Origin of the sequence: Pseudomonas sp. Y5-11 (genome assembly GCF_022368695.1) — a bacterium.
Classification (GTDB): domain Bacteria; phylum Pseudomonadota; class Gammaproteobacteria; order Pseudomonadales; family Pseudomonadaceae; genus Aquipseudomonas; species Aquipseudomonas parakoreensis.
Genome location: NZ_CP058974.1, coordinates 3,600,077 through 3,621,147, shown reverse-complemented (window position 1 = coordinate 3,621,147; position 21,071 = coordinate 3,600,077). Strand labels below are relative to the sequence as shown.

The window sequence follows — 21,071 nt, the reverse complement described above, 5'->3', positions numbered from 1 at the left end:
TTCACCAGGTTTTACGCGCCTGACGATTGCCCGGAGGAGCCGGGCATTGGTGCCTTGTCGGCAGACAAACCGATCCGTTCAATCGCCTGTCGCGTCAATTCGATGAGCCTGGCATTGCGCGCCGCTGCCTGATCGAACAACCGGCTCAGATAAAGCGGGTCGTCAACACTCAGACCGTCGTCCTCGCCCTCCTCCATCAACTGCCCTTCATCCATTTGTCTGAACGCTTCGGGCTGCTGCTCCTTGAGGTAATCCAGCCAGTAATCGCGCTGGATCAGATCCTCCAGAAACCGGTCGGAGTGCTCCGCGCTAACCACCTCGGCCCGCGCATCGAACAACTGCTGAGGCGTTACACCGGAGGCAAATTTCATGTTTTTCGGCTGCCCGGGCAATTCCAGTCCATCCTCCCAGCCACCGGTCAGACCGATCCGGTAACCGAGACGGACTTCGGCTTCGTCAAAACCACTGCGAGCGGCCGCCGCTTTGGCCAGTTCATCGACCTTGTCCAGCCGGAACAGCTGCCGCGACAGCGACAACAAGGCCTCGCCGCGAATTCCCGGGCGACCGGCCGGCAAATCGAGCAAGGCGTTGTAGGTAAAGACCTTGCTCTCCAGGCCACTGAACGTGAGGATTCGCCCGTCCACGCACGTTCCATGGGTGGCCGAGCCGGCGAAAATCACCTCGCGCAGTTCACTATCGGCGGCGGCAGCCTCCATGACCCTCCAGACCCGTCGGGTCAGGTCGGCATTGGCCACGCGAAACTCCTGGGTGTCCTGCAATCGGTCAAGCAAATGGAAGAATGCCCCGCTGTCCGGTTCCGCAGCCAGTTGATCCCAGAGCCGGCCTCGGGCGGACGCCTGCTCCGGCGGCAGATTCGCCAGCCACGGCGCTTTCTGCTGCGCATGGGCCTGTTCGTCCGGGAGCGATTCGTCCGACTCGATGCTCTCCGTGGAGCTGAGCCCGCCGGCAACGTCGTCAGCCATTTCCTCCAGATCGGAACTCGAAAAACCGAGTACCCGCTGGCGGTTACCCGCCGTCTGATAGGCCCTGAGCCTTTCGAGGGACTCCTGCGACAGGTTGTAGTTGTCAGTCAGGTCGGTGCCGTCCATCAGCTCATCGTGCTGACCGTCCAGCGCCTCTTCGGGGATGGCGGTGATGTCGTTACGACTGAGGTTCAGTGTCTGCAGGTGCCGCGCATCCAGCGCACCGGCCGGCCATTCGGCCAGATTGTTGTTGCGCAGATCCAGATTTTGCAAATGCTCGAAATAGCTGACGTCGAACGCATCAAGGTAGTTGTAGCTCAGGTCCAGAGCTTGCAGATGCTCCAGACCGGACAGCGCGGCATACAGGTCCTCGCTGCCGCTGAAGTGGTTGCTGGAAAGCTCGAGTCGCTCCAGCTGCGGCATCTGCCGGACGCCCTCAGGCAGCGCTGTGAGCGCATTGCCATTAAGGATCAGATGACGCAGGTGGGTGAACGACTTGAGAAACCCGTCGCTGCCCTCGGCCGTCACCCGAGTGCCTGTCAGGTCCAGGCTGCCGACATGCCCGAAATCCTCGGGCAGCGCCGGTAGATCGCCCAATTGCAGGCCGTTGAGATCCAGAACCGCATCGCCCCCGGCAACCGCTAACCTGGCACGCCAGCAGGTAAGGATGCGCCACGCCGCGAGGCTGCGCGACTGCGAAGAGATGACCCAGTCAGCTCCACGGGTTTCCCGGGTATACAGCCAGCCGTTGAGTCGGCGAACGAGGGTTTCAAACGTCTGACTCCAGCCCGTGATCTGCTCGGCGATCTGCGCATCAGTGGCGCCATCGCTACGCAGCGCCTCGATCACTTGCATGGCTTGTTTATCGCTAAAGGCCGGCTGCATCCGCTGCAGATTCTGGCGCATGCGTACCAGCCCGGTACTGACGGGTGCTGGCGTCAACGGCAGCAACTGGCGGGCCACGGTCAAACCGTTCTCCGCTGGGGGAAACGTCGCCGGCACCGGCTCCCGGGCAAACGTATCCAGCGCGCCGGCAGGCAGACCCAGGTCGTGCTCGAGCCGCAGTTGCGCCGAACGCAGTTGCGCCGACGCCGCTGCGGTCAGGGGCGCACCGGTCAGGTTGGTGTTGAGCAGTGAGGTGCTCTCAAGCACGACGGGCGGCAGCGTGCTGATACGGGTATCGCGCAGGTCCAGCCACGACAGTTGCGGCAAGCCTTCTGCGCCTGCCGGCCAGTGTTGCAGGTGCGTGCGCTGCAGGTCGAGGGCCTTCAAACGCTGCAGGCTGCCCACATTCAGCTCGCTCAGCGGATTGTTCCGCAGATTGAGCTGTTCAAGCGCAGGCAATTCACTCAATCCGCTCTGCAGGCTTGAACCATCGGTCAACAGATTGTCGGCGAGGTCCAGGTGCATCAAGCGCGAAAGGCGCTGCGACTCGATCGGCCACTCGTGCAAGGCATTGTTACTCAGATCAAGGGTGCGGACTTCGCTGAATGCGCTGATGAACCCGCGCATCTGCGCGCCGGCAACCCGCTGGCCATTGAGCAGCAGCGTGCGTACATGCGCAAAGGCGTCTGCCGGTAACACCGGAAGCTCGCTGAGCCTCAAGCCCGACAAATCGACGGTCGAGGCGCTGATCGTTGCGCCATAGCGCTTGAACAACCCGTTGCGCCAACTGGCTTTGAGCACATGGACCAGGTTTGATCGCGCGATCAGTTCGGACAGCGATTCTGCCGATACCACCAGACGCTGCTGCCACTGATTGAGTTCACGTTCCAGCGCCGCATATTGATCACTCAAGGCATTGATGGCGGTGAAACGCTGCTGCTCATCGGGCCATTGCTCGAAGAAACGATGGAATATCCCCTCGGTGGATTGATGCACGCCCTCGCCCAGGCGCCGCAACTCGCCGCGACAATAATCCCTGACCATCGTTTCTCGATCGATCAGGTGCTCCGGAAGGGTTTTGACGTATTCGTACACGCCCGCGAAGTTTTCCCGGGAGAATCTTGACCAGTCCAGCGACAGCCCCGACCAGAGTTTTTCGTGCCCCTGCAGCAGCTCGGCGGGCACGGTGCTGATGCTCGTGTCCCTGAGGTTCAGACGCTCCAGGGCCGGCAGCTCCAACGCACCCGCAGGCCAGTCGAACAATGAATAGGCGACGATGTCCAGGCTGCGCAAATTGCGCATGCCGCTGACGTCGAACGCCAGCGACTGATAACTCGAGGTGCTGACACTCAATGCTTCAAGTCGGGTCAATTGAGCCAGGCGTGCCGGCATGTCGGCGGCATAGGGCATCGCGCCGTAGAGCGTCAGGTCAGTCAGCTCCGGCATGTTCTGCAGCACCGCCGGCACGTTGGTAAACGTTTCTGCGGTGGCGTTGATGCGCAGCGCCTTGAGCCTGGGGAAATGGCTCAACAGTTCATCGCCGTTGGCATCGGTGATGCAACGCCCTCTGACGCGCAGGTCGCGCACATGCGAGAAATCTGCCGGCAGCTCCGGCAACGGCTCGTCGCACGTCAGATCGAGGCGTGCGGCACTCGCCTGACTGTCGGCCAGCGGCGCATGGCGCCAGCTCTGCTTGAGGCTGCGCACGACGCTGGATTTGCCGCCGATCATCGATTGCAGCGTCGGCTCCGGGGAAGGCACACCTTCCCATTGCGCCAGTGTCGATTCGAGCGCCTGCCATTCACGCAGGCGCCGTTGCAACATCTCGTAGATCTGCGCGTCAGTTCGCCCGGCGGCCAATTGCTTGAGGATGAACCCGCCCGCCTGCTGATCGGTGAGCGCCGGATACACGTCCTGCACGCGCGTCACCAGCAGCGGGTTCACGCCTTCGCCGCGACCGCTGGCGTAATAACCCAGGCCGTGCTGGCGTACCCGCACTGGCGCCTTGAAGCGCTGCTTGTGGCCATGGCGCCTGCTCGCCAGCCGAGCCAGTTCGGTGCGATGGCGGGCCACATACTCGATCACTGCCCGGCGCAGTCTGGCACTACGCGAAACCTCGGCAAAACCCAGAGTCTGTCGCGTCTGATCGGGCAACGCATGGAGGATCGAGGCAAAAAAGTTGTCCCCGCGCCGCGGGACGCCGTTGAGCGCTTCCCCGTGCGCGTTGTACGCCTGATAGGCCGGCCCGCGCTTGACCAGGTAGTGAGTCTGACCGGCGCTTTCGCTGCCGATGCTGTCGATCAACGGCCCGTCGACACTGCCTTCACGTACTTCCAGACGCACTTCGTCCGACCAGCCCGGCAGCCGCTCCAGGGCGCGCAAGGCCAGCCATTGGCTGTCGCCGCCGGCCGAATTTTCCATGTGCAGACCGGCAATCGCATGGTTGAAACGCCGCTGCCGGGCATATTCACGGGAGATCTCCAGCAGCCGCAACGGTACCCGCCCACCGTTCTGCAGACGCGTCAGTTCCTCGGCATTCGCCTCGAGCAGCACGCGGATTGCCGCCGAACTGCCCAGCCCCGGCGTGGCGGCCTGTAGCCTGGCGATTCGCGGGTCGTTCAGCGCGGGTTCGTCATACAGCCTGTCGAACATTGCCGGCTGCCGGGTTCGCAAGTAATCGGCGATCTGTTTGCGCAACTCCAGCGGCCGGGATTCCATGACCCGCGCCGGCTCGGCACCCAGCAGCCAAACGGTTTGCGGCTCATCCAGCGTTGCCAGAATGCGCGCAGGCAGTTGGCCGTCGAGCACGTCGGCGCGGGTGATCCGGATCGGCGCACGCGTCGGGCCCTCGATTGCACCTGACGGCGCGCCGAACAGACGGCTGGGGCCGGACAACTGCGGTCCGTCGAAGACTTCCAGCATCTGCCCGCTCGGCCAGCGCGGCATTTGCGTAAGCATGGGCAGCGTCAGCAGGTACGAATCGTCAAGCCTGGTTCCTCGTTCGACTTGGTCGATCAAGCGCCCGACCTGCTGATTCGCCTCATACAAGCGCAGCGCGTCGGCCAGGGCCAGTGGCGCCGGCTGGTGATCGAGGTGCATCTGCCGCAGGGCATCATCACTGACACCACTGAGGTCGGCGATTTCGAGCAATTGCTCATCCGAAAATGCCTCAGTCGAGTGACCGATGCGCCGCAGCAGGGTCAGTCGATCCCAGTGCAGCGGCCGCTCGAGGGTGTGGCGCCAGGCGCCCAGTCGATTGTGCTCGAGGAGCGGTTGATACGCCGCCGGATCCTGCGGGTGGAGGATGCGCCAGTTATTCAGGTTCTCGTCGTAGTGCGTCTGATAGAGCTTGCCCTGCTGGCGAATGAAGGTCTTGCCGTCGAACCGATACACGCCTTGCGCGTCGGGCCCGACAGTCGCTGGCAGGACAATATCGCTGGCGTAGGCATCGAGGTCGGGTTTCCACAGGCGAACCGAGCCATCGGGCCGCTCGACCGGTTGCAGGTGCTCGATCACGGGTTCGGCGGAGGCCGCGCGCAGGCGGCTTACGCCCTTGCCCACCGCGCCCATTACGCCAATCAGTGCCAGGTTCTGCGCCACATCGACCAGATGCGCCTTGGCAGCCTGACGATCGCCTTCCGACCATTCGATGGCGCCTTCGAAGGACTCGTAGAGCAGTTGCCCCGCCATCACGGTCATCATGATTTCGCCCAGCACCGGGACGAACATCGACACCATGTTCAATCCCAGCATGCCGAGTTCGAGCAGATGATTGAGTTTGGCTGCCCGGACCCGGGCGTCGACGTCCGCCGTGGGCACGGCATGGGCGCGCGCGTCGGCGATGAATTTGGCCCGGTGCTGTTCGTAAAGGTATTGCCACAAATCGGTGTTGGCGCCCCAGATCCCGGCAACGTCCTGGCGCGTGATGGCAAACGGGTCGAGATACGGGTCAGGGTGCGGCTCGCGCTTGCCGGGGACTTCGGGTGGCAACTCCTTGATCTGCACGATAGTGGACAGCGGCGGTATCAGCTGTGCGACCTTGACCCAGATCGAATGCAACGGGTCACTCGGGGCGTCCGCGGCCTTCTGGGTGAACTGACTGAAATAGTAAGGGCGGTCGGCGTAGGCCACGAACTGACTGAAAAACCGCTGGTAAGCGGTCGATCCTTGCCCGGTCGCCGTAGTGTCGGTCGCCGTGAACTTGCGTTTGAACACCTCACGCATCTGCGCGCTGCTGTAACGCTTGAGCGGGTGTTGCGGGTCATGGGGAATGTAGACGATGAATTCGTTGGTGTAGCGGTAGCGCTCGCTGATGCTGAACACGACGCAACCGGTCATCCGCCGCTTCATCAGGCTCAGATCGCGAAACCACACAGCCTTGCCGCCAAGTTGCGGGTGGATCTGACCGTCCACCACCGACAGAATCATCCGGTAGTCGGCAGGCTCGATGTCCTTTTTCAGCAGCGCCCATTGCGCGGCGGCACGCAACGCGGCTTTCTGACTGGCAATGAACTGCCCACGCAAGGTGTCGTTGTTCTCGAAAAACGCTTTGATCCGTGTCTGATAAAGCGAACCGACGTCGAGTAAACGGCACAGCGTCAGAAACTGACTGACCGAGATGCCGATTTCTGCGGCCTGAAACTCGCCGGGGGTCGCTGTCTCGACCACGAAACCGGATTTGGCGTGATAGGCCCCTGCTTCACATTCCCAGGCCTCGAAGTTGTGCAGTGCCGCTTGCAACAATGGCAGTTTCAACACTTCGAAGGTGGACACTTCCACCTCCAGCACTCCGAGTTCGAAGGGCCGTCTGAGGCACAGCAAGGTCTTGCCGAGATCGACCGTGATGTTGAACTGATCCTTGAGTGCCTCGCCAAGCAACGTTTGGGCAAATGCCTCGACGCTTTCGAGGCCGGCCATGGTCTTGTCGAGTCGGGTCTGGGCGACAAAGGCAGCCGTGACCTGGTCTTTCAAGGCTTGTTGCTGTTTCTGCGGGAATTCGTGATAGCCGGGCGGTGGACGGGTACTGGCCGCTTTCATCGCGGCTTGCCGGGCTGGCGAGGCGGCAATCAGCCAATCGGGGATCATCTGCTCAAGCAACTTGCCGTGGACGCTGGCGCTGACGGGCGCACGGGGCAACGTCGGGGAATGATGGGACATCCTGTCTCTCCTGAATAATGGGAGCACAGGACACCATGTCCGCCGCAGTGACCTGCGGTACATAGTTATCGCATGGCCTTGAACCTATGTCCGGACACGTCAGGGTCCCCCGTGCGACCACGGCACAACCCGCAGGATTGACTATGCTGTCGGGACAGCCTTTCGGACGGGGGATTTATGGACGATCCAGTCGACAACAAACCACCGAGCTTCTGGCAGATGCTGCACAGCGTGATGGCGGCGGCATTTGGCGTGCAAAGCGGGAAGAATCGGGCAAGGGACTTCACCCATGGCAAGCCCAGCCACTTCGTGATCCTGGGGATCGGCTTCACCGCCGTGTTCGCCCTGACCCTGTTTGCCATCGTCAAACTGGTGCTGCATTTCGCCGGGGTCTGAGGGCGGTCAGTGCATCAGGGTCTGCAGCTCGAACGGGTAACGATACGAGGCCGGACGCCCCTTGGCGGACAGCTTGCGAAAGCCCACCCCGTAACCCGGTGCCGAGCCCATGGCCAGAATTTGCCGGGCCTGATGCTTGTCGATCAGTTGCAGCAACGGCACCTGGCGATCACGACCGCCGTAACGGGCCAGGTCGACGCCCTGGTCATAATCATGCAACTCCACCAGCGCCCAGCCACCGAGGGTGAAATGACCGCCCACCAGTGCGCTCAGGCGTCCATCGATCACCGCCTGCAACGCCTCGGATGAGGTATTGACCGCGCTGAACAGCACGTCCTTGCCCGGCACCTTGCCCGCTTCGGCAAACGCGCGCATGGCGCCGAACGCCATCTCGTCATTCGCCGACCACACCAGTGACACCTTCGGATACCGGCTGACCAGTTGCCGCGCCTGTTCGTAGGCGCGCTGCCGTGTCCAGCCGCTGTACACCAGTTGTCGCAGGCGCACCTGAGGATGCTCGGCCAAGGCACGCTGCATGCCGCGCTCGCGCAATTGCGCCGATGGCGTGATCTTCAGACCGGAAAACGCCAGCACTTCGATCGGCTCGTCTCGCGCCACTGGCGGATGCAAGCGAATCAACTCTTTCATCATCAGGTAGCCGCCCTCCTCGTCATTGGGCACCAGGCTGCCAATGCGATCGGCCCGCTCGCCGACCAGCGCCTGCTGATCGGCGGTCAGCACCGCGTTGACCATGAACAGCTTGACCCCGCTGCCTTCCGCCAGTCGCAGGATCTGTGGTGCAACGTACTGCTCGTTGACAAACATCAGGTAGTCGGGCCGGTTCGGTCCCTGCAGGGCAATCCTGGCCTGGGCCACGGTGAGTTCGGGCTGGCGTCGGGAATAGAGGATCTGCAAATCGATGCCAAGGTCGTGGGCCGCCGCTTGCATGAATTGCGAATAGCTGACCCAGAACGCTTCCTGAGTCGTACCCGGGTTGAGGAACAGCACCGACTCTGCCCGGGCTGCGGATCCGAAAACCGCACCGAACAGCAGGAGGCTGAGGCAGAAAAACTTCAACATGAAAGACCCGGGCCCAAGGAAAAATGGCCGCGCATTATAGCCCCCGAATCAGCGGCTATTGACGCCTGATCCCGTTTTTTGTCCGACAATCGTCGGAAGCGGACCCGGATCGGTCGTTTACTGATGGCTGACCCAGAATACCGCTGTCCCTACGACCAGAATAATCAGGAACAGAATGGCCCATGCATCGACACTGCTATCGCTTTTCTTTGCCTTGGTCGGATTGCTCATTGCATCGCCTCTTGTCGGTTTTATCGGTGATTGCAGAAAGACTCGATCACAGTTAAGACGATGATTGTCCCCGCGACAAATGTGGGTTAATCAACAACCATTCTCGTTAGGCGATTTGGTTCTTTACATATACTCAAACATCACTTTTGCGCATAACTGCAAACGGGTATATTGCCCCGGCTCCGTTAGGGAGTGCGCGGCCGTGCGCGCGTAATTGCAGAGGCACCATCGGACTCCAGCAAGCGAAAACGCAGCGTTTTCCGAGTAGCCCAAAGCCTGAGAACAGGACTTATATGTACGTATACGACGAGTACGATCAGCGGATCATCGAGGACCGCGTCAAGCAGTTCCGTGATCAGACCCGACGCTATCTGGCAGGTGAGCTGAGCGAAGAAGAATTCCGCCCCCTGCGCCTGCAAAATGGCCTGTACATCCAGCGTTTTGCGCCGATGTTGCGCGTGGCGGTGCCTTACGGCCAACTGACTTCCCGTCAGGTGCGCATGATGGCGAAGATTGCCCGCGACTACGACAAGGGCTACGCCCACATCAGTACCCGGCAGAACGTGCAGTTCAACTGGCCGGCGGTGGAAGACATTCCGGACATCCTCGCGGAACTGGCCACCGTGCAAATGCACGCGATCCAGACCAGCGGCAACTGCCTGCGCAACGTCACCACCGACCAGTTCGCCGGTGTCGCCGCCGATGAGGTGATCGACCCACGCCCATGGTGCGAAATCGTCCGTCAGTGGACCACATTCCACCCGGAATTCGCCTACCTGCCACGCAAATTCAAGATTGCCGTCAACGGTTCGACCGCTGACCGTGCCGCCATCGAAGTTCACGACATCGGCCTGGAGCCGGTCCACAACGCCGCCGGCGAACTGGGTTTCCGTGTACTGGTCGGCGGTGGCCTGGGCCGTACCCCGGTGGTCGGCGCATTCATCAACGAGTTCCTGCCGTGGCAGGACCTGTTGAGCTACCTCGACGCCATCCTGCGTGTGTACAACCGCTATGGCCGTCGCGACAACAAATACAAGGCGCGGATCAAGATCCTCGTCAAGGCGCTGACCCCCGAAGTCTTCGCGCAAAAAGTCGATGCCGAGATGGAGCACCTGCGCGGCGGCCAGACCACACTGACCGAAGCCGAACTGCATCGCGTCGCCAAGCACTTCGTCGATCCGGACTACAAGGTTCTGGAGAACCAGACCGCGGCCCTGGCCGAACTCGACAAGGAGCATCCGGGTTTCGCCCGCTGGCGCTCGCGCAACACCCTGGCGCACAAGAAGCCGGGGTATGTCGCGGTGACCCTGTCGCTGAAACCGACCGGCGTTGCTCCGGGCGACATCACCGACAAGCAGCTCGACGCTGTCGCCGACCTGGCCGAGCGTTACAGCTTCGGCCAACTGCGCACGTCGCACGAGCAGAACATCATCCTGGCCGATGTCGAGCAGAGCCAACTGTTCACCCTGTGGGGCGAGCTGCGTGAAAGCGGCTTCGCCACGCCAAACATCGGCCTGTTGACCGACATCATCTGCTGCCCGGGCGGTGATTTCTGCTCGCTGGCCAACGCCAAGTCGATCCCGATCGCCGAATCGATCCAGCGCCGTTTCGACGACCTGGACTACCTGTTCGACATCGGTGAGCTGGACCTGAACATCTCCGGCTGCATGAACGCCTGTGGTCACCACCACGTCGGTCACATCGGCATTCTCGGGGTGGACAAGAAAGGGGAAGAGTTCTACCAAGTGTCCCTCGGTGGCAGCGCCAGCCGTGACGCGAGCCTGGGCAAGATCCTCGGCCCGTCCTTTGCCCAGGACGACATGCCGGACGTGATCTCGAAGCTGATCGACGTGTACGTTGAACAACGTACCGAAGACGAGCGCTTCATCGACACCTACCAGCGTATTGGCATCGACCTCTTCAAGGAACGCGTCTATGCAGCGAATCATTAAGAACAACGAAGTCGTCGACGAAACCTGGCACTTGCTGCCGAAAGATTTCAACATCGACGACATCAGCAATTGCGACGATCTGATTGTTCCGTTGCAGCTTTGGCGTGAACACAGCCGCATGCTCAAGGCCCGCGACGGCGGACTGGGTGTGTGGCTGGACGCCGATGAAGAAGCCGAGGAGATCGGTAACGACGTGGCCGAGTTTCAGGTCATCGCGCTGAACTTCCCGGCCTTCACCGATGGCCGCAACTACTCCAACGCCCGCCTGCTGCGCGACCGTTACGGTTTCAAAGGCGAACTGCGGGCGATTGGCGATGTGCTGCGTGACCAGTTGTTCTACATGCACCGCTGCGGTTTCGATGCGTTCGCCTTGCGCGCCGACAAGGACCCGTACGAAGCACTGGAAAGCCTGAAGGACTTCTCGGTCACCTATCAGGCCGCCACCGACGAACCGCTGCCGCTGTTCCGTCGTCGCTGATCGAAAAACGCCTTGAGCCTGCAATCGGGCTCAAGGCGTTGTTCATTCCGGGCGTTAACGCCAAGCGTTGCGTGCAAGCGACGCCGCATCAAGCCTCCATCATTTCAGCCGTCGCGGCCTTTGCTGCGTCGAGTTCGGCGTGGCGTGCCAACGCCTGATCCGTCAGTTGCCCGATCAATTCCCGGCGCTGATTACCGAAGTTGTCGAGGATGGCATTCATCTGCGTCGAGGCCGCCTCGCGCGTCAGTTCGATCTGCCCTTCCAATTGAGCCATTTCCCGCGACGTCTGTTCGTTCACGGCGGAAAACCGATCACCGTGAGCCGACTCCAGGTACTCGACCCAGAACGTCTGCGCTACGCTCCAGTCGCGTAAGGCGCCGCTGCTTTCGGTCTTGAGCACCTGTTGAAAGGCCTGATCCAGGACGGTCGGCGATACCTCGATATTCAAGGGTTTGCTCAGCGTCTGCGGCTGCGCCGGCAGGTTCAGGCGTTGCGCCAGACCAACCCGATAGGCCAGGCTGACTTGCAGCGCCTGATCGTAGTCCATCGGCGCGGTGTGGAAACGTGCGCTGATGTCCGCCAGCGCAAGGCTTTCCACTTCGTGCAAACGGAACAGGCCCTTGAGCCGACTCACCAGTTGCGCTTCCAGCACCTGCACACCGGCGGAGGCCGCCGCGCTCGCCCGGAAACACAAGACCAGCACTTCCATTTCGCTGAACAACGCGCTGTAGCCGTCGACACTGACCCTGGCACTGCGCGCCGCATTGAACAATGACCGACGCAGGCGCTGATCGCCGGCAGCCGCGTCCACCACATCCCAGACACGCTGGCGCAAATGCGGATACACGTGGGTAAATTCTGCGGTGTGCACCAGTTGCAACAGCACTTGAAAAAAGTCAGCGGAATCAGGTAACGCGCGCAGCGCCTCCCATACCTCGCGCCGGGACGACGCCACGCTGGCACTTTCCCCGGCCAGCCACTGCACACTCTGATCTTCCCGCGCCACGGTTTGCAGGGGGGATTTGCGCCCCTCCATCGCCGTCACACCGAAACGACCGCTGAAGGTCTGCTGATAAGTCGCGATGTTTTTCAGCGTTTCGGAGGACAACGGATTGCCGTGCAAGCGAATCATCTGCGGCAATTGAGTAGTATCGAACGCCCGCGCTGGCAGGGTTTCAATCCGATTGTCGCGCAGATCCAGCAACTGCAATCGACGCAGCCCGGACAGGCGCTGTGGCCAGTGTGTCATCCGGCTACCGCGCACGGTCAACTGCTCAAGATGCGCCAGCCCACCGAGATCGGGCAATTGCGCCAGGTTCGGGTTGAAATCAAGGTGCAGCACCCGCAAGTCTTTCATCCGCCCCAATTGAGCAAGCGATGCTTCAGAGGACTGCAGGCGATTGCTGCTCAGGTCCAGATGCGTCAGCCAGCGTATCCGCTCCAGCGACTCGGGCAACTGGGTGAGCTGATTGTCGCTCAGTGACAGGCTGCGCAACTGGCTGAAGTTGCGCAGAAATTCGTTCAGTCCGGCATGGGGCATCACACCGTCCATGATGACCCGCCCGACATGACTGAAATCGGCCACCACCGGCGGCAGCTCCCCCAAAGGCTCCGGCGCGAACCGCAAGGTGCCATATAAACTTTGGTCTGCAGCCACATTCCCCGGTTCCTTGCGCCAACTGCGAATGATCGCGCGCATGGCGCGCAGCTTGCTGTCTCGGGGAGTCGGCTGCCGTGTGCCATCGGCGCTCAAATGCCAGGTCTGACGGCTGACCCAGCGACTCAAGGTTTCTCTGAGCGCGAAAAACTCCAGCCGCAGCGCTTCGAGCTTCATCAGCACCTTGATTTCGTTGGTGCCCAGAGCGTTGAGCAGACGATGAATCTGCGCAGGGGTGTGCATCGGATACAGCTCCAGAGCCCGGCGCACCATGACATTGGTCACCTCGCCGGAGGTCGCACCGGACACGACAGCAGTACGCTCGGCCAGTCCCATGGGTGACAGCTCTCCGAGACGCGCGCCGACGCTCTGCGCGAAGATCGTCCGTCGCTCCTGCGCCACGCGGGTAATCTTTTCCTGCAGCGCGGCAGCACCATTTTCCGCCTGTACGCCCAGCGCCGTCCTGCGCTGTGCCGAAAGCCCCATCCAGAGCGCGCGGAAATAGTGTTCGCGGGTGCGCCTGGTGAATGTGACAAGCGGTGCGTCGGTGCCCTGAATGACGTTGATTCGATCCTCGAACACGCTGACCACCGTGCGCTCGCTCGCTGTCGCCGGCCCGATCGCGGCTGCCGAATCATGGGTCGCGGTCCATTCGAGTATTTGCACGAACGCGGCGTCCGACCAGCCCGGGAGGTGTTTGAGTGCATCGAGCACCAGTCGATTGGTGTACTGCCCTCCCACCCCGTCGAGATACAGACCTTCGTAGGCGCGACAGACACGGATCATCTGCTGATAGCGCCGGGCCTCCTCCGCCGGCCGCAAGGGCACGCGTTTCGCGTCCAGCTCGCGCCATTCGCCACTGAACGCATTATTCACCAGCTCTTCGGCGGCACTGGCGGGCAGCTCGGGAAAGTGTTGCATCAGTACCGCGACCCGGGGATGGCCTGGGACCTGGCTACGCTGGTATACCCGCCGGAACAAATCGGGGCGCGCGGTTTGAGCCTGTTCAGCAACGATCCGTGCCAGTTCCTGTGCTTGTACTTCAGTGTTCGTCGACGCGTTGCCGAGCAGGCTTTCTCGCTGATTGCGCGACAGCTTCGACAACAGCAAACGGTGCAACTGACCGTTGTGCAGCGCGTCCTCAGTCAGCCGGATAACGCTCTTGGCGGTTTGCGAACCGTAACGGTTGACCGGGTAATCCAATGCGTTGACCACGCTGATTGCGTTATCGGAGGGCCATTTCGCCGCGCTGGTGAGCACATGCAACTGCAGATCAGGGTCCGCCAGCGCTGCCGTATTCGGCGTCTGTAACTGTTCGATAAACGCTTTGACTGCAGCGTCCGCCATGAAACGTTGCGCGGTATCGACCAACAGTGCCGGGGTCTGCACCTGATCGATATGCACCTGCCGCAACACGCTGTCATCAAGTCCACTGACCGCCAGAACACGCGTCGCCATGGCGTCCGGGATCGCTTCTCTGGTGTAGCCGAAACGACGGAACAACGTCAGCCGCCCCCACTCCTGCACCCGCTCCGAGTCATGACGCCAGGCGCCGCGGTCATTGGTTTCGAGCAACGGACGGTAGCTTTCTGCTGCGCCCGGTGGAGGCAGCACTTCCCACAGTTCGGTCTCGGGTTGCTGATGCACTGCGTACCGAACGGAGTCGAGGGTGACGTAAGCCTGTCCCTCGAGCCAACGTAACCCGCGCTCGTCGACGGGCAATCCTTTGGGCAACCGCCGATGTTGACGAAAAGCCTTGAGGTCCGGCTTCCACAGGCGCAGGCGTCCACCGCCCGGATTGACCACGATCAAACGTTCGATGAAGGCCGACGACCTGACAGTTTTATAGGCCGCCCCGACGACTTTCGTCCCGGCGGCAAAAGCGGCCATCAGAATGATGTTTTCGATGACATCGAACAGGTGATCCGTGGCCTGCTCCTGCTCGCCACGGGTCCAACTCGCAATGCCCTCATACACGTGCGACAGAAGTTGCAGAGTACCCACCGTCAACAGCACTTCACCCACTCCGGGCAAAAACGAGGCCGCGACCAGCAATAGATCGATACCGATTTCCTTGAAGGTCTCCAGGCGTGCGAGGCGGGTTTTCTCGTCTTCATCATCCGTGGGAACCACCAGAAGCCGGGCGTCGGCCAAGGTCCGCGCAACCTGCTGACGGTGTATCCCGGTAAAGGGATCGCCCTCGATATCGACACCCGTCAACGTCACGTAAGTGCCGGTGCTCGTCAGTAGTGAACTGCCACCGGGGTATAAACGAATGTTCAGTTCCTGTTGAAAGGCCGCGCGCTCGCCCAGCTTCAGGAAGCCCATGAAAAACGTCTTGAACGCCGGATTTTTCAGGCGCCCGCTCAACTCGACCTCAAAGTCGGTGAACGAGGCGTACTCTTTCAGCGGATGCAGCGGATCGCCCGGCAGGTAAACGGCGCAGCGATAATCATCGTCGGCATGCTCGCTGACAGGCCCGATGAACAACGGGCCATGCAGGGTCATGTTGAACATTTCCAGACTCTGATACCCGAGGGTGTTTTTCCCCAGCTTGATCGTGCTGTCGCCGTCCTTCACGCACTTCAACATTTGGTGAACCGACGTGCTGATATGTTTTTTCATCAGCGCAATATGCCGTTCCACATCAAAACAACTTCGCACATGAGCAGCGCACTGGGTAAGCACATTGTTCGATTCGACGTTAAGTTCAAATACCGATTCAAGATGAGTCTGATATTGCTTGCCCAGATCCAGTGTCCGGCACAATTGCGCAAACTCATGGGGTTGTATTGGCAATATCGAAGCCACGCCAGCGTTCAGTTTCTGTGGGATATAGATCAGTGAAGTGTCGCTGTAGTTTTTTGCCTCGGTTTCGCGGGATTCGAAGTTCTCGCACGCGGCGACCAGCAGATCGCGATTGATCGGCAGCACCAGTTTTTTGCGCAGTCCCAGCAGGCTCGACGTTGAACGCACGTGTTGAAACACTACGCCAGACACATCCACAGGCGTGGACAGCTTGTCGGACATGGCCTTGGCCAGCAAGGGGGCGCAAAACTGCTCGGGTGACTGCAGTTTGTTCAGGAGCGCGCCTGCGGTACTGCGCGTGCGATGACTGTCAATGAGGCTGTCGTAGAGTTCGCGGCGCAACGCCCCGGAAGCCGCCAATATCCAGGGCGGTGCATTCTTTTTGATCAAATAAAAAAAGAGGCCTTTCTGTTCTGAAGTTGGCGTGGCTGACGCAGTTGTATCGGTTAACGAGGACATTGATGATCTCACGCACTTAAAGGAGTCATCAGCTTAGCGAGCCGACCTCTTTATAAAAGCGCGAATAACAGATCAAACCAACGCTCGCACAATCAACATTTCAAACTTAAAAAATACATATATACCACCTCAATAAAAAGGCCCTTCATTGCAGAACAATGAAGGGCCTTTTATGCAAGTGGCTTACCAGAAGCGTTGCTGGGTCAGGCGACTCCAGCCGTTCACCAACACGCGTTCCACCGAACCACTGGCGGCCATGCCGATGCGTTCCGGCAGGCTTTTGCGCTCGGCGTAATGCAGGTGGTAGACCTCGGCTTTCTTCGCCTTGTCGGCCAGGTATTCGTCGCTGGTCTTGAGTTCATCGACCAATTGTTTGTCCAGCGCCGCGACGCCCAGCCAGATTTCTCCGGTAGCCACTTCATCGATGGCCAGTTGTGGCCGATAACGGGCCACGAAGTTCTTGAACAACTGGTGGGTGATGTCCAGGTCTTCCTGAAACTTCTCCCGGCCCTTCTCAGTGTTTTCGCCAAATACGGTGAGGGTGCGTTTGTACTCACCCGCGGTCAGCACTTCGAAATCGATGTCGTGCTTTTTCAGCAGTCGGTTGACGTTGGGCAACTGTGCAACTACCCCGATCGAGCCGAGAATCGCGAACGGAGCGCTGATGATCTTCTCGCCGATGCACGCCATCATGTAGCCGCCGCTGGCGGCGACCTTGTCGATGCACACGGTCAACGGCACGCCGGCCTCACGGATCCGCGCCAGTTGCGATGAGGCCAGACCATAGCTGTGCACCATGCCACCACCACTTTCCAGGCGCAGCACCACTTCGTCCTTCGGCGTGGCGAGGGTCAGCAATGCGGTGATTTCGTGACGCAGGCTCTCGGTGGCCGAGGCTTTGATATCACCGTCGAAATCCAGCACGAACACCCGGGATTTGGCCTCGGGCTTGTTCTTTTGCTTCTTCTCGGACTTCTCCGATTTGGCCTGACCCTTGCGCAGGGCCTTGAGCTGATCCTTGTCGAGCAGGGTCTGCTCCAGGCGCTCACGCAAGCCTTTATAGAAATCATTGAGCTTGCTGACCTGCAACTGCCCGGACGACTTGCGCCGGCCCTTGCTGCGCAACGCAGCAAAACTGGCGAGCACCACCAGAATGGCGACCACCAGCGTTACAGTCTTGGCCAGGAAGCTGGCGTATTCGGTGAAAAACTCCACAGAGACTCCTTAAAACAATGCGCGGATGCAAAAACACGCGCGGGATGGTTCCAGCATACCCATGCGCCGCCTCCTCGGCCAGCCGTGAAACCTCTGGCAACAGGCCTGTAACGGGCATTTCAAACAAGCGTATGTTTTTTCATTGACAGCACTCCGTCATCCTCATAACCTCGCCACAACCTTCAACGTACCGGGATGACGCGGACGTGGGCAGCATCTATCTGATTCGACATGGCCAGGCCTCCTTTGGTGCAGACGACTATGACGTCCTGTCGCCCATCGGTGTGCGCCAGGCAGAAATCCTCGGCCAGCACCTGGCCGAGTTGGGAATCCGTTTCGATCGCTGCCTGGCGGGCGACCTGCGCCGCCAGCAACACACGGCCAGCAGCGCGCTGGAACAATTCAGCGCCAAGGGCCTGTCGGTACCGACGCTGGAAACCGACTCTGCGTTCAACGAGTTCGACGCCGACGCAGTGATTCGTGCGCTGATCCCCGCCATGCTGGAGGACGAGCCGGAAGCCATCGACATCCTGCGCAACGCCGCGCAGAACCGCGCCGAGTTCCAGCGCATCTTCGCGCTGGTCATCGAGCGCTGGCTGGCCGGCACCCACGACACCCCCGGGCTGGAAAGCTGGCTGGGTTTCGTCGAACGGGTTCAGGGGGGGCTCCAGCGCATCCTCGAACAGGCCGACGGCAATCAGAAAGTCGCCGTATTCACCTCCGGCGGCACCATTACCGCCCTGCTCCACCTGATTACCCAAATACCGGCCAGGCAGGCCTTTGAACTGAATTGGCAAATCGTCAACACCTCGCTCAACCAGCTGAAATTCCGCGGTCGCGAGGTGACTCTGGCTTCCTTCAACAGTCATGCGCATCTGCAACTGCTGAAGGCCCCGGAACTCATCACTTACCGTTGAGTCCGGATTACTGTGACCCTGCTGCAATCAACCCATAAAGGATCGAACCATGACCTCCGTAGCTGATGCCGTAAAAGCGATGCAAGCCAAGTTCAACCCAGCCGCCGCTGCCGGTCTGGATCTGGTCTTCGGTTTCAACATCACCGACGAAGACAAGCACTACGCGCTGATCGTCAAAGACGGTACTTGCGACATTCAGGAAGGCGAAAACGCCAACGCCAACTGCACGCTGGTACTGGACAGCGCAACGCTGAAAGACATCGTCAGCGGTGAAACCGACGGCATGCAAGCGTTCATGGGCGGCAAGCTGCGCGTTGAAGGCGACATGATGCTGTCGATGAAGCTGTCCGAGCTGTTCCCGTCGTAAGATTCGTCGCATTACAAACAAATCCCGCCTTGATGGCGGGATTTGTCATTTCCGGGTCATTGGATGCCGGCGGCGTCCAGCTCTTTGAAGACCTGCCGATCGGCGATCTGGGTCTCACTCTCGGGGTACATCAACTGGACACTACCCCCTGGAATGATTTCACCGGTTTGCGCATCCCGGGCGAAAGTGATGACATACCGCTCACCCTGGTACTTCAGATAAATGTTGTAATAATCCTGCGGCTGATCCGGCGCTTCGAAAGCGCTGTAACGGTAGCGGATACGTGGAATCAGCATCGGCCATTCCTTGCCAAGCAAGTCACCATTGACCGGCGGATACGCCGCCTCGAGGGCCACAATGGCGCCAGCTACCAACTCATCGTTGTCGCTTGGCTTAAAAGGTAACGGTCTATTACGCAGCATGGTTACGGCGCTTTTTTTTCCATCGACAACATCACTGCGGTACATATCGGTACGAAACCATTTTGTTGCATCAAAACGGTTTTCTTCCGGACTCCAGTCGCCGTAGTACATCATCACTTTCTCGCTCATTGCATCTTCCCTTGTGTGCAGATAGAGACCCATCGCACTAAAAACCAGCAAAAAGGCCGCTATGAGACCCACGCGCTTGTGAAAATTAACAGTCATGGTTTTCGCCGGTGGTTTCGTCGACCATTTGAAAGCGTTCGCTATGCTTGGGCACGGTACGATCGGGGTGAACGGCACGGCACCGACTGCCGTGCCGACGAAAACGTCACCGGAGCAGTGATGATCATGCCGCCATGAGCGGTGGCGCTGCCGAGGAAGGAAATGGGTTTGCCATCATCTACTTCCTTGTATTGGCCAGGGCGCGGAATGTAACGGAACTACACCACGGATAAAAGTTTGTCCGTATGTGTAGCAGGCAAAATCGTCGTGACAAACGATGCCGCCAGCAGCTCCTGCGTATAAGGATGCCGCGCCGCCCTAAACAGCTCATCCGTCCGACCACGCTCCACCACCTCCCCCTCCTTCATCACAATCAAGTCATGGGCCAACGCCCGCACCACCGCCAGGTCATGACTGATGAACAGGTAAGTCAGCCCATGCTCTTCCTGCAGTCGCCGCAATAAAGCAACGATCTGCTTCTGCACCGTGCGATCCAGCGCCGAGGTCGGCTCATCGAGCAGAATCAGATCTGGCTTGAGTACCAGCGCCCGGGCGATGGCAATCCGCTGCCGCTGGCCACCGGAGAACTCGTGCGGATAACGATGTCGGGTGGCCGGATCGAGGCCGACCTCGCGCAGCGCGTCGATCACCGTCTGTTCGCGCTCGGCAGCATTCAAATCGCTGTGCACCTGCAAACCCTCGGCAATGATCTGCTCCACACACAGGCGCGGGCTGAGACTGCCGAACGGATCCTGAAACACCACCTGCAGGCGCCTGCGCAGGGGTCGCAACTGCTTGCCGCTCAACTGTTGCAGCGCCTCACCGGCAAAGTGAATGCTGCCCTCGGCGTCGATCAGACGCAGAATCGCCTGGCCCAATGTCGACTTGCCCGAGCCCGACTCGCCGACAATCCCCAGCGTTTTGCCGCGCTGCAGATTCAGATCGATGCCCTTCACCGCGTCCAGCCAGGTGTTGCGCCGCAGCCAACCGCCGCTCAGACGAAAACGCACCTTCAGATCGCGCACCTGCAACAAGTCCTCTGTCGCGCCGAGACACAAGGCATGCCCGCCCGGCTCGGCATTCAGCAATTCAATGCTGTAAGGATGCTGCGGCGCACTGAACAACTGCTCGCACGGCGCCTGTTCGACGATCCGTCCACCGCGCATCACCGCCACCCGCTGCGCGAGGGTTCGCACCAGATTGAGGTCGTGGCTGATGATCAGCAGCGCCATGCCCAGGCGCTGCTGCAATTTCTTGAGCAGCAACAGAATCCTGCGCTGTACCGTCACGTCCAGTGCAGTGGTGGGTTCGTCTGCGATCAACAATTGCGGCTCACAGGCCAGCGCCATGGCGATCATCACCCGTTGGCGCTGGCCGCCGGAGAGTTGATGCGGATAGGCCTTGAGCCGTTCGCGCGGGTTCTGAATGCCAACCAGTTCGAGCAGTTCAAGCATCCGTTCACGGGCCTGCGCGCCCGCCAGGCCTTTGTGCAGCGCCAGGCTCTCACCGAGTTGCCGCTCGATCGTGTGCAGTGGATTCAGCGAACTCATCGGCTCCTGAAAAATCATCGCAATACGGTTGCCGCGTAACTGGCGCAGATAACGCTCATGCACGCCGAGCAGCTCTTCGCCGGCATAACGAATGCTGCCGTCGATCCGCGTGATGTTCGGGTCGAGCAATTGCAGGATGCTGTGAGCGGTCACCGATTTGCCCGAGCCGGACTCGCCGACCAGCGCCAGGCATTCGCCCGGACGAATATCGAGGTCGATGCCATGCACCACAGGCTGGCCGTTGAATGTCACACGCAGGTTGCGTATTTCGATCAGATTTTCGCTCATC

The 21,071-nt window shown here is 60.3% G+C and carries 11 protein-coding genes; 5 read left to right on the top strand and 6 right to left on the bottom strand.

The features are described from left to right. Window positions 1–11 precede the first annotated feature (11 nt). Window positions 12–7,025: an NEL-type E3 ubiquitin ligase domain-containing protein gene (locus tag HXW87_RS15950; protein WP_239776549.1), complete on the bottom strand. Its 7,014-nt coding sequence runs from the start codon at window positions 7,023–7,025 to the stop codon at window positions 12–14. A 177-nt stretch (window positions 7,026–7,202) separates the two neighbouring features. Between HXW87_RS15950 and HXW87_RS15945 the strand changes: the two genes are divergently transcribed. Then, a complete protein-coding gene (locus tag HXW87_RS15945; protein WP_025112547.1) occupies window positions 7,203–7,421 on the top strand; it encodes a DUF2970 domain-containing protein in 219 nt (72 codons plus the stop codon). A gap of 6 nt (window positions 7,422–7,427) precedes the next feature. On the opposite strand, the gene HXW87_RS15940 is transcribed toward HXW87_RS15945, so the two are convergent. Next, window positions 7,428–8,501 (bottom strand): ABC transporter substrate-binding protein, encoded by a 1,074-nt coding sequence (locus HXW87_RS15940; protein ID WP_239776548.1) that lies wholly within the window; start codon window positions 8,499–8,501, stop codon window positions 7,428–7,430. 524 nt (window positions 8,502–9,025) lie between these two features. Between HXW87_RS15940 and HXW87_RS15935 the strand changes: the two genes are divergently transcribed. Together HXW87_RS15935 and HXW87_RS15930 are read left to right on the top strand one after the other, a co-directional pair. Then, window positions 9,026–10,684 carry a nitrite/sulfite reductase gene (locus tag HXW87_RS15935; protein WP_047291448.1) on the top strand — a complete coding sequence of 553 codons (1,659 nt, stop codon included), beginning with the start codon at window positions 9,026–9,028 and terminating at the stop codon, window positions 10,682–10,684. Further along, window positions 10,668–11,162, top strand: a complete 495-nt coding sequence (locus HXW87_RS15930; protein WP_047291445.1) for a DUF934 domain-containing protein — start codon at window positions 10,668–10,670, stop codon at window positions 11,160–11,162. The genes HXW87_RS15935 and HXW87_RS15930 overlap by 17 nt, the downstream gene beginning before the upstream one ends. Before the next feature lie 88 nt (window positions 11,163–11,250). Here HXW87_RS15930 and HXW87_RS15925 read toward each other — a convergent pair whose 3' ends face one another. Next, entirely contained in the window at window positions 11,251–15,849 is a 4,599-nt protein-coding gene (locus tag HXW87_RS15925; RefSeq protein ID WP_239776547.1) for an NEL-type E3 ubiquitin ligase domain-containing protein, read from the bottom strand. A gap of 420 nt (window positions 15,850–16,269) precedes the next feature. Further along, on the bottom strand, window positions 16,270–17,301 hold the full coding sequence (gene sohB / locus HXW87_RS15920) for a protease SohB (protein WP_239776546.1): 1,032 nt from the start codon (window positions 17,299–17,301) through the stop codon (window positions 16,270–16,272). Window positions 17,302–17,507: 206 nt separating this feature from the next. On the opposite strand from sohB, the gene HXW87_RS15915 reads away from it, so the two are divergent. Then, window positions 17,508–18,218 carry a histidine phosphatase family protein gene (locus HXW87_RS15915; protein WP_095695843.1) on the top strand — a complete coding sequence of 237 codons (711 nt, stop codon included), beginning with the start codon at window positions 17,508–17,510 and terminating at the stop codon, window positions 18,216–18,218. Window positions 18,219–18,267: 49 nt separating this feature from the next. Further along, complete coding sequence (locus tag HXW87_RS15910) at window positions 18,268–18,585, top strand: SCP2 sterol-binding domain-containing protein (RefSeq protein ID WP_041072702.1); 318 nt, start codon at window positions 18,268–18,270, stop codon at window positions 18,583–18,585. A gap of 56 nt (window positions 18,586–18,641) precedes the next feature. On the opposite strand, the gene HXW87_RS15905 is transcribed toward HXW87_RS15910, so the two are convergent. Both HXW87_RS15905 and HXW87_RS15900 read right to left on the bottom strand, forming a co-directional pair. Then, complete coding sequence (locus tag HXW87_RS15905; protein ID WP_131671723.1) at window positions 18,642–19,232, bottom strand: hypothetical protein; 591 nt, start codon at window positions 19,230–19,232, stop codon at window positions 18,642–18,644. A gap of 218 nt (window positions 19,233–19,450) precedes the next feature. Next, complete coding sequence (locus HXW87_RS15900) at window positions 19,451–21,070, bottom strand: ABC transporter ATP-binding protein (RefSeq protein ID WP_239776545.1); 1,620 nt, start codon at window positions 21,068–21,070, stop codon at window positions 19,451–19,453. Window position 21,071: the final 1 nt, after the last annotated feature.

What these genes read in the sequence shown, in the direction of transcription:
- HXW87_RS15910 (WP_041072702.1), top strand. Translation starts at nt 18,268, where the DNA reads ATGACCTCCGTAGCTGATGCCGTAAAAGCGATGCAAGCCAAGTTCAAC.
- HXW87_RS15940 (WP_239776548.1), bottom strand. Translation starts at nt 8,501, where the DNA reads ATGTTGAAGTTTTTCTGCCTCAGCCTCCTGCTGTTCGGTGCGGTTTTC.
- HXW87_RS15900 (WP_239776545.1), bottom strand. Translation starts at nt 21,070, where the DNA reads ATGAGCGAAAATCTGATCGAAATACGCAACCTGCGTGTGACATTCAAC.
- HXW87_RS15945 (WP_025112547.1), top strand. Translation starts at nt 7,203, where the DNA reads ATGGACGATCCAGTCGACAACAAACCACCGAGCTTCTGGCAGATGCTG.
- HXW87_RS15930 (WP_047291445.1), top strand. Translation starts at nt 10,668, where the DNA reads ATGCAGCGAATCATTAAGAACAACGAAGTCGTCGACGAAACCTGGCAC.
- HXW87_RS15905 (WP_131671723.1), bottom strand. Translation starts at nt 19,232, where the DNA reads ATGACTGTTAATTTTCACAAGCGCGTGGGTCTCATAGCGGCCTTTTTG.
- HXW87_RS15950 (WP_239776549.1), bottom strand. Translation starts at nt 7,025, where the DNA reads ATGTCCCATCATTCCCCGACGTTGCCCCGTGCGCCCGTCAGCGCCAGC.
- HXW87_RS15925 (WP_239776547.1), bottom strand. Translation starts at nt 15,849, where the DNA reads ATGTCCGACAAGCTGTCCACGCCTGTGGATGTGTCTGGCGTAGTGTTT.
- HXW87_RS15935 (WP_047291448.1), top strand. Translation starts at nt 9,026, where the DNA reads ATGTACGTATACGACGAGTACGATCAGCGGATCATCGAGGACCGCGTC.